Source organism: Kutzneria chonburiensis (assembly GCF_028622115.1).
Lineage (GTDB): Bacteria > Actinomycetota > Actinomycetes > Mycobacteriales > Pseudonocardiaceae > Kutzneria > Kutzneria chonburiensis.
This window is the reverse complement of the sequence record NZ_CP097263.1, coordinates 2,091,280-2,105,622: the sequence shown is the minus strand read 5'-3', so window position 1 is coordinate 2,105,622 and position 14,343 is coordinate 2,091,280. Positions and strand designations below refer to the sequence as shown.

The window sequence follows — 14,343 nt, the reverse complement described above, 5'->3', positions numbered from 1 at the left end:
GGCACGGGCTTCGGGGAGTGGCCTACAGCTCGTAGAAGTTGCTGTAGTGGTCGGGGGTGAACCAGACCTCGCCGTTGTCCATGTCGACGACGATGCGGGCGGCGTCGCGGTGGGCGCCGCAGGTGCGCGGGTAGACGTCGAACTCCTGGAAGGAGTCGCCGCCGGGCAGCTGGCCGTCGTTGTTGTAGTACGTGCCGCCGGCGTAGCTGCACTGGCCGTTGGGCCAGTCGTACCAACCGCGCTGACCGGGGTAGCCCAGTGACTGCCAGGTCGAGTTGGCCGAGGCCGCGGCCGAGCAGCCCGAGATGGAGCAGGAGTTGTGCACGGTGGCGTTGGCCGCCGGGGTGGCGACCAGGGCCAGGCCCAACATCATGCCCAGGGCGGACAGGGTCAGGGTGACGCGCTTGGTGAGGCGCACGAAATCTCCTTGTGGGGCGGAAAAGTGCCGACGCGGGTGCGACGGCGGGCGGGGCGGGGTCAGCCGATGCCGACGACGGATTCGGCGGTGGTCCAGTCGGTGGCGATGGCGTTCTGCGCGGGGACCAGCTTGACCCGGCCGTCGCACACGGCCTTCTTGAGCGCGTTCTCGACGGAGTCCTTGGTGTAGGCCGTCTTGCTGCCGTAGTGCGGCTCGGGCCACAGGTTGCGCGGGTCACGCGGCGCGCCGCCGAGTTCGAGCGGGATGAGGTGGTCTTCCTCGTAGTCCGCGGTGCTGGTGTCGGAGTAGCCGTATTCGGCGATCTGCTTGACCTTCAACGGGTTGGTGTAGGACGTCGGCGGGCGGACCGTGCTGGTCCAGCCGGACACGCAGATCGTCTGGTTGATGGTGCCCTGGCTGACGTCCGGGTTGGTGGCGCCGGGCGTGCAGGACGGATCCGGCAGCGGCAGATACGACGTCGAACAGGTCGAAGCCGTGCTGTGCGGGGCCGACGGCGACGCCACGGCGGGCGCGGCGACGAGCAAGGCGGTGGCGCACACGGAAACCGCGATGGCAAAGGCAGGGCGTGACATTCGAGAGCTCCTCGCAGGGACGATGTCGCTCGGGCGGACGACCATGCCGCAGCAGGGAAATCACGGCGGGCCGAAACGCACCGTAAACACGTTCCGGCGGGAGCGGAACAGGTCGAAATTTGACAGGGACGCTCGGTTCTGTGAACTCGAATATCCGTATTGATCCCTATGTCGACTATGCGCGGCCGCGTTCCACGGTTGTTCAACATCCGTTTCGTGGCAGGCCTTGTGCCAGCGCCGGCCCGTTCAGCCGCGATCAAGAAGAGACGATGATCACGTGACCTCATGACCATCCACTATGGACACGCTAGGCTCGGCGAATGGACGACCGAGTGAGGGGCGTGCTGGTCACCGGCGCATCGCGGGGCATCGGCCGGGCGGTGGCCGAGGGATTCGCCGCGCGAGGCGATCGCGTTGCCGTGCACTACGGAAACAGTCGAGTCGACGCCGAGCAAACCCTGCGTGGGCTGCCGGGCGATGGACATGCGCTGGTCGGCGGCGATCTTGGCGACGCGCAGGCGGCGACCGATGTCGTCGCCGAAGCGGTCAGCGCGCTCGGCACGGTGGATGTCCTGGTCAACAACGCCGCAGTGGCCCCGACCGCCGCCACCCGTCACGACATCACCGAAGTCGCGTATGAAGACTGGGTGTCGATCTGGCGGCGGACGTTCGACGTGAACCTGTTCGGCGCGGCCAACGTCTCCTGGGCGGTCGCCCGCCACCTCATCGAACGGGGCGCGGCCGGCAGCATCGTCAACGTCGGGTCACGGGGTGCTTTTCGCGGCGAGCCGGAGCACCCGGCCTACGGTGCGAGCAAGGCCGCGCTGCATGCGATGGGTCAGTCGCTGGCCGTTGCCCTTGCCCCGCACGGCATCGCGGTGAGCACGGTCGCGCCCGGCTTCGTGGCGACCGAACGCCAGACGGCCAAGCTGGCCGGGGCCGACGGTGACGCGGTGCGCGGGCAGAGCCCGTTCGGCCGGGTCGGCACGCCGGCCGAGGTCGCCGCCGCCGTGCTGTACCTGGCCTCGCCGGAGGCGGTCTGGAGCTCGGGCACGATCCTCGACGTCAACGGGGCGTCACACCTGCGCTGACCAGGGCCTTCGTGGCCTGCTCGGCCAGCCAGCCGCCGGCCTCGGCCCAGCTCCAGCCGAAGCCGCGGGCGGTGCGCCAGGCCTCGATGCCGAAGTAGAACCAGAGGATCTGCTCGACCTTCTTACGGGACAGGCCACCCCGGAGCCCACCGACCTCGACCAGCCGCGCGGCGACGACGGCGATGCGGTCGCGGATGCCGCGCAGCGCGACTTCGGCCGCCGCGGCGACGTCGGGATCAGCGTCACGGTTGTCCAGCAGCACGGCCAACGCCTTCTGCCGGCGGCGGCGGACCTTGCCCGTGCCCTCGGCGACCAGGCGGATGATCTCGCGGGGATCGCTGCTCGCCGCGACGAGCCGGTCCGTCTCCAGCGCGGCCTCGTCGGCCACGCCGTCCTCGGCCAGGGCGATGAGCAGGGCCGGCTTGCCGCCGACGCTCGTATAGACGGTGTTCACGGCGACACCGGCCGCCGCGGCCACGGCGGCGACGCTGGTCCGGCCGTACCCGCGCTCGGCGAACAGCTCCGTGGCGGCCTCGACGATCATTCGCCGGGTCTCCTCCGCGTGCTTCTCCCGCACCGGTGACCGGTAGCCGCGCTCAGCCATGCGACGGATGCTACCGCGCCGAGTTCGTAGTAACGTCATTACTATGAATAGTGACAGCATCCAACCGGTCGTGGTGGTCGGGGCCGGCCCGGTCGGCCTGTGGACGGCCATGGAACTGGCCCTGGGCGGCGTGCCGACGGTGATCCTCGAGCGGGCGGTCGAGCGCAGCCCGCACTCCAAGGCGCTGGGCGTGCAGCCGCGCACGCTGGAGGTGCTGGCCATGCGGGGCCTGGTCCAGCCCTTCCTCGACGAGGGCCGGCAGATCCCGAACTGGCATTTCGGCATGCTGGCCAACCGCCTCGACTACCAGGTGCTGGACACGCCGTTCCCGTTCATGCTGGCGATTCCGCAGCTGCGCACCGAGCAGTTGTTCGAACAGCGAGCCGTCGAGCTGGGCGTGCAGATTCGACGCGGTCATGCCGTGACGGGCCTCGACCAGGACGATGACCGCGTGCGGCTGCACGTGGACGGGCCGGACGGCCCCTACACCCTCGCCACGCGTTACGTCGTCGGCGCGGACGGCGTCGGCAGCGCCGTACGCACCGCAGCGGGAATTGCCTTCCCCGGCACCGAAACCACGGCCTACCACTACCTCGGCGAGGTCCACGTCACCGAAACGCCGGTGGTCAGCGCACAGAACGAGCACGGCGCCTTCATCAGCGTCCGATTGGCCGACGGCCGCTATCGCTTCGCCGGCACGGACGCGCATGACAGCAGCGAACGCGGCCCGCTGACCATGGACATGCTGCGGACGTCGGTGGCTCGCGTCGCCGGTACCGACTTCGGCATGCACGACCCGGCCTGGCTGTCCCGGTTCGGCAACGCCACGCGGCTGGCCGAGCACTACCGCAAGGGTCGGGTGCTGCTGGCCGGCGACGCGGCCCACCGGCACGTGCCGGCCGGCGGTGTCGGACTCAACGTCGGCGTGCAGGACGCGATGAACCTGGGCTGGCGGCTGGCCGCCGTGGCCCGTGGCGACGCGGATCCGTCACTGCTGGACGGCTTTCACGAGGAACGCCATGCCGTCGGCGAGGAGCTGATCGAGCACACCATGGCCCAGGCGGCGTTGATCTCCGCGACCACGCCGGAGACCATGGCCCTGCGGTCACTGCTGAACACCCTGCTGGCCGACGTGCCCGAACTCGCGCTGACGCTGGCGCGGAAGCTGTCCGGGCTGGACGTCACCTACCAGGCCGGCCCTCGCGTGCGGGACCACGTCTCGCTCAACGGCCGGCCGGTGCTGACCGCGCCGGAGCCCGGACCGGAGACCGTCACCACAGCGGCAGACCTGGGCATCGACGTGCGCGTCGGGCCGGACACGATGCTCATCCGGCCCGACGGGCACATCTGGCTGACCGCGGCCGATGATCACGCAACCGCTCAGGCGCTGCGTGGCCTCGGCGTTCGCTTCTCAGCCCGTGGTGGAGATGTCGTCGAGCTGCTCGGACGCCGGACGGACGGGGTAGAGATCGCCGCCGGGCGGGGCCGGGACCTGTGACAGAGCGGCCCGGGCCTGGCGATCGCCGGCGTCCGCGGCGGCGTGGACGCTGTCCAGCGGCGCGTACTGGGTGAAGTTGAGATCCGGGTAGTGCCAGTTGGCCGCGCCGCCGGTCGCCGCCGGCAGCAGGAAGTCGACCGCCTTGACGATGCTGCCGCCGGCCGGGTTCGTGTAGCCCCACAGGTCGACGCCGACGTGCCGGCCGATCTGGGCGAGCCGGGTCAGCGCCACCAGGTTGAACGACGAGTAGTGGAAGGTCCGGGTGCGGGCGACTTCCTCGGGCTGGCTGCCGTCGGCGGCGATCTGGTGGTCGATCCGGCCGACCTTGGCCTGCTCCACGATGTCCTTGGCCACGGCCGGCTGCCCGGTGTAGAGCGCGGTCCCGGCGGTCAGCATGTCCATGAACGTGCCGTGGTTGTTCTTCGCGGCGGCCTCGTCCTTGCCGTACTGGCTGGTGCGCAGCCAGCTCAGGAAGTCGCTCGACCAGCCCTTGAACGCCGCTTCGTCACCCTTGGTCCAGCTCGGGGCGCCGGTGCTGAGGATGGCAGCGGCGTCGAGCACCTGGGTGAAGGTGTAGGAGAACTCGATGATGCCGATGCCGCGCCCGTCGTTGCGGCACGGGATGCCCTGCGCGAAGTTGAGGTTCGGATTCATCTTCGTGGCCGGGTCGAGGAACCAGGTCCGCAGGTCCAGCGCCGCGCGCTGGGCGTAGGCCGGCTTGCCGGTGTAGTACCAGGCCAGCGACAGCTGGTAGATCGCGCTGAACGCCTTGAGCCGCTCGGCCTTGTCCGGCACGGCGGTCGTCTCGGGGTTGAGGACGCCGTCACGCTGCACGTACGGACAGCCCAGCGGGTTGTCCGGCGTCTTCGGCTTGCTGGGCCACCAGTACGGGGCGAGGCTCAGGTAGTCGTGCTTGTCGCCGCTCGGCGGCACGCGCTCCTTGTCGACCACGGTCCACGGCCCGGCGTCAACGGCCACGTCGGCCTGCTTGAGCAGGTCGGAAAGCGCTGTCCGGGTGGTCTTCTCGCCGGCCAGCAGGGCCAGCCGGTTGACCAGCAGCCGGTTGCCGTCGAGCACGACGGTCTTGGGCGGGCAGAGGCGGGAGAGCACGGGCAGCGAGCAGAGGCCGTCACCGGCCGCCGGGGCGGCCGACGCGACGCCGGCCGCCATGGGCAGGCTGAGCACGGCCATCACGGTGGCCAGCACGCCGACCCGTCGCAGGGATCTCAGGGACACCACTACCACTCCGTTCACATTCATGAACGATGGACATATATGTGATTACCGAGTAGATCCCTGAATGCTCGACAAATTGAAGACGCGGCACACTGGCGTTACCCAACCGTTACGTCGTGTCGTGGCGCCCCGCAGACTCCTTCGGCACGCGGCCCGGCGGTGTTGGTCCACATAGGACAGTGACTGAGACCGATTAGGACGGTCCGATGGTGGCGCTAACATTACTGCGCGCCGCCCGGTGCCGTTGGCCGAAAACGTTGCCTGCTAAGGTTTCCCCATGGCCGACCTGCGCCGTGCCTTCTTCGGCATCGGCAAGACGAAGTTCTATGCCACGGTGGGCCGCGCACTCGCGCCGATCGACACCACGCTGCTGCGGGTCAGCCGCGGCCGGCTCGGGGTCGGGGTGACGGTCGGCCTGCGCACGCTGCTGCTCAACACCGTCGGCAAGCGCAGCGGCCAACCCCGGCAGGTGCCGCTGGTCTTTCTTCGGCAGCGCGACGGCTTCCTCGTCGTCGGCTCGAACTGGGGCGGCGAGCACCATCCCGCGTGGACCGTCAATCTCCTGGCGCAGCCGGAGGCGACGGCGACTGTCGCGGGTACGACCATTCCCGTACGGGGCAAGCTGCTCACCGGCACGGAACGCGCCGAGGCCTGGGATGCGATCATCACCTACTGGCCGGCGTACGCGACCTACGCCGAACGCGCGGACCACCGCGAGATCAGGGTTTTCCGATTGGAGCCGCGCTGATCGGTCAGCGTCGGCTACGCCGACGACTTCGCCGTCAGCTCATCCCCCGGCTCGGCAGCGGCTGCCCGCCCGCTGTCCTGAACCATTTCGGGTCGTTCGGTCAGCAGCAGGTCGCCCCCTTGCGCCAGGTGGTGGACCACGGCCTCGACCAGCATTGGCACGTCCAGATCGACCAGGAACTGTGCCGGATCGGCGGTTGATCTGGCCACGCAGTGCCGGGGCAGCCGGTGCCGACCGCGCAGCCGCTGCATAGCCCGGAACGGATCCGCGCCAACGATTTCCTCGCGGGCGAACCACCATTGTGCGTGCTGCACGGAAACATCGCCCACGACGATGCGTGGCGCGAAGTCGCCGACCATGACCAGCGGCAGATCACTCAGGTCCGTGCCGGGCAGCGAGTCGAGCACCGCCTGGTCGCCGTCGAGATGGGCCAGTACCAGCTCCGACAGCTCCTCGGCCAGGCCGACCTCCTCGATCGACCACTCGCGTTCGGCTGCCGGCTCGCCCGCCATTCGTTGCAGGATCAGACAAAGGTCCAGCTCACCGAGCCCATCGGGCCAGCACGTGCCACGGCCGGCCAGCACCGCACGAAGGCGGTCGGCACGCTTGTCCCGCTCACGAACCAGGGCCGCGGTCAATACCCGATCGGCCAGGTTCTTGGCGTCCAGCGCGGACATGTAGGCCGAGGCCAGCGGGCTGACGATCTCGACCGGCCGACCACGCCGGACCGCGCCACGCGTGCCGATGTCGTTGCGCTCCACCGTGGTCAGCAGCTGGGTGCTGGCCATCTCCAGCCGCACCAGGCTGTGCCGATAGGCGCGCGCGGCCCAGCTGACGCGCAGGTCGGCCAGTTGTTCGAGCGCGGGACGGTCGCCGGACGAAGACATGGCAAAAACCCTAACCGGGACAACGGTTCCACACGAAGTTCGGCACCGCAGGTGCAACGACAGTTGCCCGATGCGCCCCATCGATGTTCACGGTGACACGCTCCGCAACGCGTCGAGCGCACACGGCCACGCGCTCCGTGACGGTGCGCCGTAACCGATCACCAGCGCGTCACGGTCACGACGGACGCGACCGGTGATCGCCGACACAAAACAAGTACGAGCGATACCTCTTTGGCTACGGTGATCATGTGCATCTCAGCCGAGCCACCGACATCGCCCTCCGGGTGCTGATGTTGGCGGCCGCCCAGCGCCGGCAGTTGACGATCGACGAGCTCGCCGCGGCCCTCAACGCGCCGCGCAACCACGTCGCCAAGATCGTCCAGCAACTGCGGCACTCCGGCTGGCTGACCACGACGCGCGGTCGCGGCGGCGGCATCTCGTTGCCCGACACCGCCCTGCGGACCTCAGTCGGTCGCATCGTGCGCGACTTCGAAGGGGTCGCCGAGGTCATCGACTGCGAGACGCCCCCGTGCCCGCTGCGCGCAGCCTGCCGGCTGCGCGGCGCGCTGCGCACCGCGCAGGAGGCGTTCTTCGCGTCCCTCGACGAGGTGGTCCTGCAGGACCTGATCGCGCCCCCGACGGGCAGTACGCTGCTCACACTCACCTAGGGGATAAGAAAACCATGCTGTCCTCGTCATCGGCCACCGTCGTGGCCGCGACGCTGCCCGCCGTCCGTGAAGCGGCGGTCGACATCAGCAAACACTTCTACGCCACCATGTTCGCCGACCACCCTGGCCTGCTCGACCTGTTCAACCGGGGCAACCAGGCCAACGGGGACCAGCAGCGGGCGCTGGCCGGCGCGGTGATCGCGTTCGCGCAGAGCCTGGTCGACGACGTGCCGGTCGGCCCGGTGCTGCACCGCATCGCCCACAAGCACGCGTCGCTGGGCATCCGGCCTGAGCAGTACACGCTGGTCGGGCGCTACCTGTTGGCCGCCGTGGCCCACACGTTGGGCGCTGCGGTGACGCCTGAGGTCGAGGCGGCGTGGGACGAGGTGTACTGGCTGTTCGCCGTCCGCCTCATCGAGGCCGAAACCCTGCTGTACCAACAGAACGGTGTCGACCCGGCGCAGCCGCACACGCCGTGGCGCGTGGTCGGCAAGTACGACGAGGCGCACGACGCCGTTTCCCTTTTGCTGGCCCCGGAATCCGGCGCGGTGCCGCCGCATCGGCCCGGTCAGTACGTCACCGTCACCGTTGATCTGCCCGGCGCGGGCCGGCAGGCCCGGCAGTACACCATCTCGCACGGGGCCGGGCATTCGGCGCTGCGCATCACGGTCCGTCCGGTGCAGGGCGGGTTGGTGTCCAACTTCCTCGCCGATCAGCTCACGGTTGGCGACTCCGTGGACATGAGCCGGCCGTTCGGCGATCTGGTGCTGGACGAGGACATGTCGCCGTTGATCCTGGTCAGCGCCGGCATCGGCATCACGCCGATGGCCGCCATGATCGAGCACGTGGCCCGCGCACAGCCGTTGCGGCCCGTGGTCGCCGTACACGCCGAGCGCGAGCCCGGCCGGCATGCGTTCCACGGGCACATGATTCGACACGGCGCACGGCTGCATTCCTTCGAGCACATCCGGTACTACGAGTACGAGGCCGGCCCCAGCGCCCGGTCCGGGCTGATCCGGCCGGACGAGATTCCGATCGCCGCGGGCGCGTCGGCGTACCTGTGCGGTCCGCTGCCGTTCATGCGTGACGTGCGCGCATCCTTGCTGCGTCGGGGAATGCCGGCCGAGCGCATCCGTTTCGAGGTGTTCGGCGCCGACCTGTGGTCGACCGACGCGGACCGGCTGTCCAGCGGCGCGTCCGTGGGCTGACCACCGGCGGCGTCGCCGAGGGCGGCAGCGCTCGGCGACGCGGGTGCCTGCTCTTTCGTGGCACAGTTGATCAGGTGAAGCTCCGGTACCTCTCCCTGCTCGGCACGGCGGCGTTTCTCGTCGGCTGCACGGCTCCCGCCCCTGCGCCTCCCCGGCGACGACCACCAGCACCACCCCCGCGAAGCCCCTCGGCCCGCGGATCTCGTTGGGCCCGTCCGACGCGGCGTCCGGGCTTCGGGTGATCCCGATCCACCTGGTCAACTGCGGTGCCGGTGCGCTGACGGTCACCGGTTTCCCGGCCCTGCGGGTGCTCGACGAGGACCGCAAGGCCATCGACGTCAAGGTGGAGAGCGGGGCCGACGCCGTGGCCCTGGTGCCCAGCCTCCAGCACCCGCCCACCACGTTCACGCTGACACCGGGCCAGCAGGCCGACGCCGCCGTGCTGTGGAAGAACCGGGTCACCGACTCCACCGTCGAGGCCACCAACGGCGCTTATTTCGACGTCGCCCCGGCCGCCGGCCAGCCGTGGCAGACCCAAACGCCCGACGGCCCCATCGACCTCGGCAACACCGGAAAGGTCGCGGTCAGCCCGTGGACCCCCGTCGAAAGCCACGCCTCCTGTCCGGTGTCGTGAGTTCGTGAGGGTTCCGCACACCGCGCCTATATGTTAAGAAACTTTCCTAACCATAGGGAGGTGGGCGTGGCTGCGATCCCACAGCAGGGGCAGTCCGGCCTCGAGCGCCAGATCGGGCCGTGGCAGGCGACCGCCATCAACATGACGCAGATGTGCGGCGTCGGGCCGCTGCTGACGATCCCGTTCATGGTGGCCGATGTCGGCGGTCCGCAGGCGGTGTTCGGCTGGATCATCGGCGCGATCATCGCGTTGGCCGACGGCCTGATCTGGGCCGAGCTCGGCGCGTCGCTGCCCGGCGCCGGCGGCACGTACATCTACCTGCGGGAGGCGTTCCAGTACCGGACCGGGCGGCTGATGCCGTTCCTGTTCGTCTGGACGGCGATCCTCTACATCCCGCTGACCATGGCCACCGGCGTCATCGGCCTGGTCCAGTACCTCGGCGCGCTGTGGCCGGCCGTGGTCGCCGGCGACGGCACCGTCAACACGTTCGGCCACGTGGTCGGCATCGTGATCACCGGATTCGTCGTCGTCCTGCTGTACCGCAAGGTCGGCGACACCACCCGGATCACGACGGTGTTCTTCGGCGTGATGCTGGTCAGCATCCTGGCCGTCATCGTCGCCGCGTACAGCCACTTCAACGGCGCGATGGCCTTCGACTACGCCCCCGGCACGTTCGCCGCCGGCGGCCCGTTCTTCACCGGCCTCGGCGCCGGACTCGTCCTCGCCGTGTACGACTACCTGGGTTACAACACCAGTTCCTACCTCGGCGCCGAGGTCCGGCAGCCCGGCAGGACGCTGCCACGGTCGATCGTGCTGTCCATCGTCGGCATCATGTGCCTGTACCTGTTGTTGCAGGTCGGCATTCTCGGCGTACTCCCCTGGCAGGACGTCGCCAAGTCCTCCTCCATCGCCACCCTGGCCGTGTCCACCGCATGGGGCTCCACCGCCGCCGACATCGTGACCGTGCTCATCGTCGTCACCGCCTTCGCGTCCGTCTTCGCCGGCCTCCTCGCCGGCTCTCGCGTCCCGTACGAGGCCGCTCGTGACAAGCTGTTCCTGCCCCAGTTCGCCCGTCTGCACCCTCGGGGCCACTTCCCCACCGTCGGCTTGTTGGTGATGGGCGTCATCACCGCCGTCGGCTCCCTGCTCCCGCTCACCGTCGTGATCAACGCCCTCACCACCGCCATCGTGCTCGTCCAGGCGTTGGCCCAGGCCGCGGCGTTGATCGTCCTGCGCCGCCGCCAGCCCACCCTGCCCCGCCCGTACAAGATGTGGTTGTTCCCCCTGCCCCTCATCGTCGCCGTCGCCGGTTGGGTCTTCGTCTACCTCTCGACCGACACCGTCTCCATCGTGCTGTCCGTCGTCTGGGTCATCGTCGGCGCTGTCGCCTTCTTGATCTACGCTCGCGCCGAACGCGTATGGCCCTTCGGCCCCAAGGAGATCCGCGAGGAGTACCTGTCACCGGCCCCGTAGTTGCTCACACTCGTTCGCGATGATCCAGTGCCGCGGACTGAGGTCGGCTTCCGCCACGGCGAGAATGTCTCGGAATTCCGCCGTGGCGGTCTCGGTGTCGCGCGGCCAACGTACGTGAGGCGTCGGCTCCTGCCAGGTCTCCCAACTCCAGCAGTGCTATCGCGTGGTCGTGTCGAGCGCCAACGGCATTGAGATGATCCGCGCCCACGGAGCGGGCGATGCTCGCGGCAACCGCGCGCAGCTCTGCTTCGATCCCGGGGTAGTCCTGCAAGTCCATCAGCACCATCGCGAGACCCTGGCGCGCGAGCACGGTGTCCGCCCAGTTCGGGCCGTGCAGCCGCAGCCGGATGTCGACCGCGCGACGGAACCAGCGTTCGGTCTCGGGACCGCCGGTCACCTGGAAGGCCAGCTCCGCGGCCATGGTCGCCACCGCCGCCACTATCCAGTCCTGGTCGTTGTCCGCCCCATCCAGCATCCGCAGATCGGCCAGCAGGTGCACGGCCACACCGGCCGCCACTGCGTCCACGTGTCGAAGGCCAGCCGTTCAAGCACCCCCACGCCCCGAACAGCAAGTTCATCGCCAGCACTCGGCAATCCACGGCATCGGCAATCGCATCGGGCGGCCAGCGGCAGGAGTCGCGGACCGCCGGGTGCAGCACCAAGCCCTCGGTCGGCAGGTCCATCAGACCCAGGCCGGCCAGGCCATCGAGGGTGGCCGACAGCTCCATCGCGCGTTGCATCCACCCACCGGACGGGGATCTCGTTGCGCACGGCCGAAGCCGTCGACAAGGCCACTGTGGTCTTTCCGGTGCCGCCACCACCGTGCAGCACAACGACTCCGGTGCCGGTGCACACGGCATCCACCAGATCGGCAACCGAGGAGTCCCGGCCGCGGATGCGGTCGGTGAGGCGGCCCCACGGGACCTCGGCGGAGCCGAGACCGGGCCGCCCCGCCCCGCCCCGGGACCGAAGGTGATCGACTCGGCGTTGATCACACCGGCCTGGATCAGCGACCCGGTCGGTTCACCGTCGAACTCGTTGGTCGTCACCGGGCGAGCGTGCCCCAAGGGGCAACGAACCGGGGACCTTGGTGTTGATTCCCCAACCAGAACGCAACCAACCGTGACCTTTTACCGTGACCCGACAACGGCACACCGATGGCACACCGCCATGGTGCCGAAGATTGACGTGAATGACACCCGGCTACCACGTAACGCTGCACAAAATTGCCGAAAACCCCGACGCAGTTGATAGTTTAGTTGGCATGAGCAACTTCATGGAAAATGATGAGCGCGCGCAACCACATACCAACTGGTCGGTCATCGACGCGTTTTGCGGCATGGCCAACGCGAACCTCATACCAGCAGGTCAGCGGATGATCGATCATGAAAAAACCACCATCGGGTCATCACACGTATATGAACGGCGACCATATACGCCGCACAGGGTGATCAGCTGAACACGACACGTAAGCGAATTGTGACTACTCGCAGGCAACGATGAGTGCCCGTTCTCCCGTGACCAAAAGCGTCACGAGCCACCGCCGATCGTGTATTGTCCCGCAGCGGAGGGGTATTCGAACGCGCCAACCGCAATACCACAGTATCAGACCGGACCACACACGGCCCGACGTCTGTGCTTATCCGCACGCCCACAGAACCGGTCGTGCGGGTGTCCACTACGCAACGCCCCCAATGGGAGGAAGCATGGCCAGAAAAGCCTTTCGCGCTGGCGCACTCGTGACGTCCTCCGTCCTTGCCCTCGGCGCCATCGCCGTCGGCTCGGCGGAGGCCGCCGCGCCGCGCACCGCGACGCACTACTACGTCGACTGCGCGGCCGGCAACGACAGCGCGGCAGGCACCACCCAGACCGCGCCGTGGAAAACCCTAGCCCGGGCCAGCACGGTGACCTTCGGGCCCGGCGACGTGATCAGCCTCAAGCGCGGCACCACCTGCGCCGAGGCCTTCGCGCCGCACGGCTCCGGCACGGCCCCCGCGCCGGTGATCCTCAACGCGTACGGCAGCGGCGCCGCCCCGAAGATCGCGCCCTCCGGCGTGCGGGCGGCCGTCTACCTGCACAACGTTGAGGGTTGGGAGCTGCACGATCTCGACGTGTCCGACGCAGGCGGCTCCGCAGGGCCGACCCGCACCGGCATCTACGTCCAGCTCACCGACTTCGGCACCGGTCACCACTACGTGGTCGACAACGTCCACGTGCACGACGTCAACGGCTGCGACTGCACCGGTTACGACGAGCCCAGCGGCGGAATCCTGTTCAACGTCAACGGTTCCGCCACACCGACCGGGTTCAGCAGTGTGCACGTGACCAACAGTCACGTCGACGGCGTGAACGGCATGGGCATCAGCACCTCGTCGCAGTGGGCCAAGCGCAGCCCCGAGTTCCCGGGCGGCGCCGGCTCGACCTACGTGGCGATCCCGGACATCCTGATCTCGGGCAACCAGCTGAGCAACCTCGGCGGCGACGGCATCGTGGTCCAGAACGGCGTCAACGCCAAGGTGGAGCACAACGTCGTCAACGGGTACAGCCTGCGGGCGGCCGAGTACCACTCGGGTATCTGGACGTGGGACTCGGACAACACCGTGATCCAGTTCAACGAGATCGCCCACGGTGGCGGCAGCCTGCCGGCCGAGGCGTTCGACGTGGACGGCGGCGACAACAGCACCATCTACCAGTACAACTTCACGCACGACAACAACGGTGGCATGGCCCTGCTCTGCGCGGTTCCGGGCATGGTCTCCAAGAACGCCATCGTGCGCTACAACATCAGCCAGAACGACGCCGCCGGCGCCGGTGGCGTGGTGACGATCGCCTGCACCCCGCAGGTGGGCGCGCAGTTCTACAACAACGTGGTCTACAGCCCGTCGGCGGCGAAGTTGATCGCCAACTCCGCCACCACCTCGGTCCACTTCGCCAACAACATCTTTGTCGGCTCCGGTGCGATCGACGACCCGAACGGCGCCTACGACCACAACCTGGCCAGTGGCGGCGTCGCCGCGCCGGCCGGCTCGTACAACACCGCGGTCAGCGACCCGAAGCTGCTCCACGGTGGCGACGCGACCAGCATCGCCAACCTGGACGGCTACAAGCTCGCGACCGGTTCCCCGGCGCTCGGCACCGGTGTTGCCATCACGCAGGACGGCGGCCGTGACTTCTACGGCAACTCGACCTGCTACAACAACATCGGCGCCTACCAGGGCCCGGGCCTGGCGCACTGACCGCAACCGCAGTACCGGCACGACAAATCCGTCCCCGGCGTCGAGTTCC

15 protein-coding genes are annotated in these 14,343 nt (G+C 68.8%); 9 read left to right on the top strand and 6 right to left on the bottom strand.

Annotation, left to right across the window (positions count from 1 at the left end; translation table 11 throughout):
* Positions 1–22 precede the first annotated feature (22 nt).
* Both M3Q35_RS09630 and M3Q35_RS09625 read right to left on the bottom strand, forming a co-directional pair.
* Positions 23–418 carry a ribonuclease domain-containing protein gene (locus tag M3Q35_RS09630; RefSeq protein ID WP_273941324.1) on the bottom strand — a complete coding sequence of 132 codons (396 nt, stop codon included), beginning with the start codon at positions 416–418 and terminating at the stop codon, positions 23–25.
* A 59-nt stretch (positions 419–477) separates the two neighbouring features.
* The gene (locus tag M3Q35_RS09625; protein ID WP_273941323.1) at positions 478–1,011 is read right to left on the bottom strand and encodes a hypothetical protein; all 534 of its coding nucleotides are present in this window, start codon (positions 1,009–1,011) and stop codon (positions 478–480) included.
* A gap of 320 nt (positions 1,012–1,331) precedes the next feature.
* Here M3Q35_RS09625 and M3Q35_RS09620 point away from each other — a divergent pair, with 320 nt between their 5' ends.
* Positions 1,332–2,102 (top strand): SDR family NAD(P)-dependent oxidoreductase, encoded by a 771-nt coding sequence (locus M3Q35_RS09620; RefSeq protein ID WP_273941322.1) that lies wholly within the window; start codon positions 1,332–1,334, stop codon positions 2,100–2,102.
* Here M3Q35_RS09620 and M3Q35_RS09615 read toward each other — a convergent pair.
* On the bottom strand, positions 2,077–2,706 hold the full coding sequence (locus M3Q35_RS09615) for a TetR/AcrR family transcriptional regulator (protein WP_273941321.1): 630 nt from the start codon (positions 2,704–2,706) through the stop codon (positions 2,077–2,079). The two genes, M3Q35_RS09620 and M3Q35_RS09615, sit on opposite strands and share 26 nt — an antisense overlap.
* A 43-nt stretch (positions 2,707–2,749) precedes the next feature.
* Here M3Q35_RS09615 and M3Q35_RS09610 point away from each other — a divergent pair, with 43 nt between their 5' ends.
* A complete protein-coding gene (locus tag M3Q35_RS09610) occupies positions 2,750–4,204 on the top strand; it encodes an FAD-dependent monooxygenase (RefSeq protein WP_273941320.1) in 1,455 nt (484 codons plus the stop codon).
* Here M3Q35_RS09610 and M3Q35_RS09605 read toward each other — a convergent pair.
* The gene (locus M3Q35_RS09605) at positions 4,118–5,440 is read right to left on the bottom strand and encodes an alginate lyase family protein (protein WP_273941319.1); all 1,323 of its coding nucleotides are present in this window, start codon (positions 5,438–5,440) and stop codon (positions 4,118–4,120) included. The two genes, M3Q35_RS09610 and M3Q35_RS09605, sit on opposite strands and share 87 nt — an antisense overlap.
* Before the next feature lie 277 nt (positions 5,441–5,717).
* Here M3Q35_RS09605 and M3Q35_RS09600 point away from each other — a divergent pair, with 277 nt between their 5' ends.
* On the top strand, positions 5,718–6,188 hold the full coding sequence (locus tag M3Q35_RS09600; protein ID WP_273941318.1) for a nitroreductase family deazaflavin-dependent oxidoreductase: 471 nt from the start codon (positions 5,718–5,720) through the stop codon (positions 6,186–6,188).
* A 14-nt stretch (positions 6,189–6,202) separates the two neighbouring features.
* Here the strand turns inward: M3Q35_RS09600 and M3Q35_RS09595 are convergent, their stop codons facing one another.
* Positions 6,203–7,075, bottom strand: coding sequence for a hypothetical protein (locus M3Q35_RS09595; RefSeq protein WP_273941317.1), 873 nt, complete (start codon positions 7,073–7,075; stop codon positions 6,203–6,205).
* Between the two features lie 248 nt (positions 7,076–7,323).
* Between M3Q35_RS09595 and M3Q35_RS09590 the strand changes: the two genes are divergently transcribed.
* The 4 genes from M3Q35_RS09590 to M3Q35_RS09575 all read left to right on the top strand — a co-directional run bounded on the left by M3Q35_RS09590 (position 7,324) and on the right by M3Q35_RS09575 (position 11,058).
* The gene (locus M3Q35_RS09590) at positions 7,324–7,743 is read left to right on the top strand and encodes an RrF2 family transcriptional regulator (RefSeq protein WP_273941316.1); all 420 of its coding nucleotides are present in this window, start codon (positions 7,324–7,326) and stop codon (positions 7,741–7,743) included.
* Between the two features lie 14 nt (positions 7,744–7,757).
* A complete protein-coding gene (locus tag M3Q35_RS09585; RefSeq protein WP_273941315.1) occupies positions 7,758–8,951 on the top strand; it encodes a globin domain-containing protein in 1,194 nt (397 codons plus the stop codon).
* A 205-nt stretch (positions 8,952–9,156) separates the two neighbouring features.
* Entirely contained in the window at positions 9,157–9,585 is a 429-nt protein-coding gene (locus tag M3Q35_RS09580) for a DUF4232 domain-containing protein (protein WP_273941314.1), read from the top strand.
* A 75-nt stretch (positions 9,586–9,660) separates the two neighbouring features.
* A complete protein-coding gene (locus M3Q35_RS09575) occupies positions 9,661–11,058 on the top strand; it encodes an APC family permease (RefSeq protein WP_420704773.1) in 1,398 nt (465 codons plus the stop codon).
* Between the two features lie 4 nt (positions 11,059–11,062).
* On the opposite strand, the gene M3Q35_RS09570 is transcribed toward M3Q35_RS09575, so the two are convergent.
* Complete coding sequence (locus M3Q35_RS09570) at positions 11,063–11,584, bottom strand: hypothetical protein (RefSeq protein WP_273941312.1); 522 nt, start codon at positions 11,582–11,584, stop codon at positions 11,063–11,065.
* Between the two features lie 666 nt (positions 11,585–12,250).
* Between M3Q35_RS09570 and M3Q35_RS09565 the strand changes: the two genes are divergently transcribed.
* The gene (locus tag M3Q35_RS09565; protein ID WP_273941311.1) at positions 12,251–12,517 is read left to right on the top strand and encodes a hypothetical protein; all 267 of its coding nucleotides are present in this window, start codon (positions 12,251–12,253) and stop codon (positions 12,515–12,517) included.
* 247 nt (positions 12,518–12,764) lie between these two features.
* Positions 12,765–14,294 (top strand): right-handed parallel beta-helix repeat-containing protein, encoded by a 1,530-nt coding sequence (locus M3Q35_RS09560; RefSeq protein ID WP_273941310.1) that lies wholly within the window; start codon positions 12,765–12,767, stop codon positions 14,292–14,294.
* Positions 14,295–14,343: the final 49 nt, after the last annotated feature.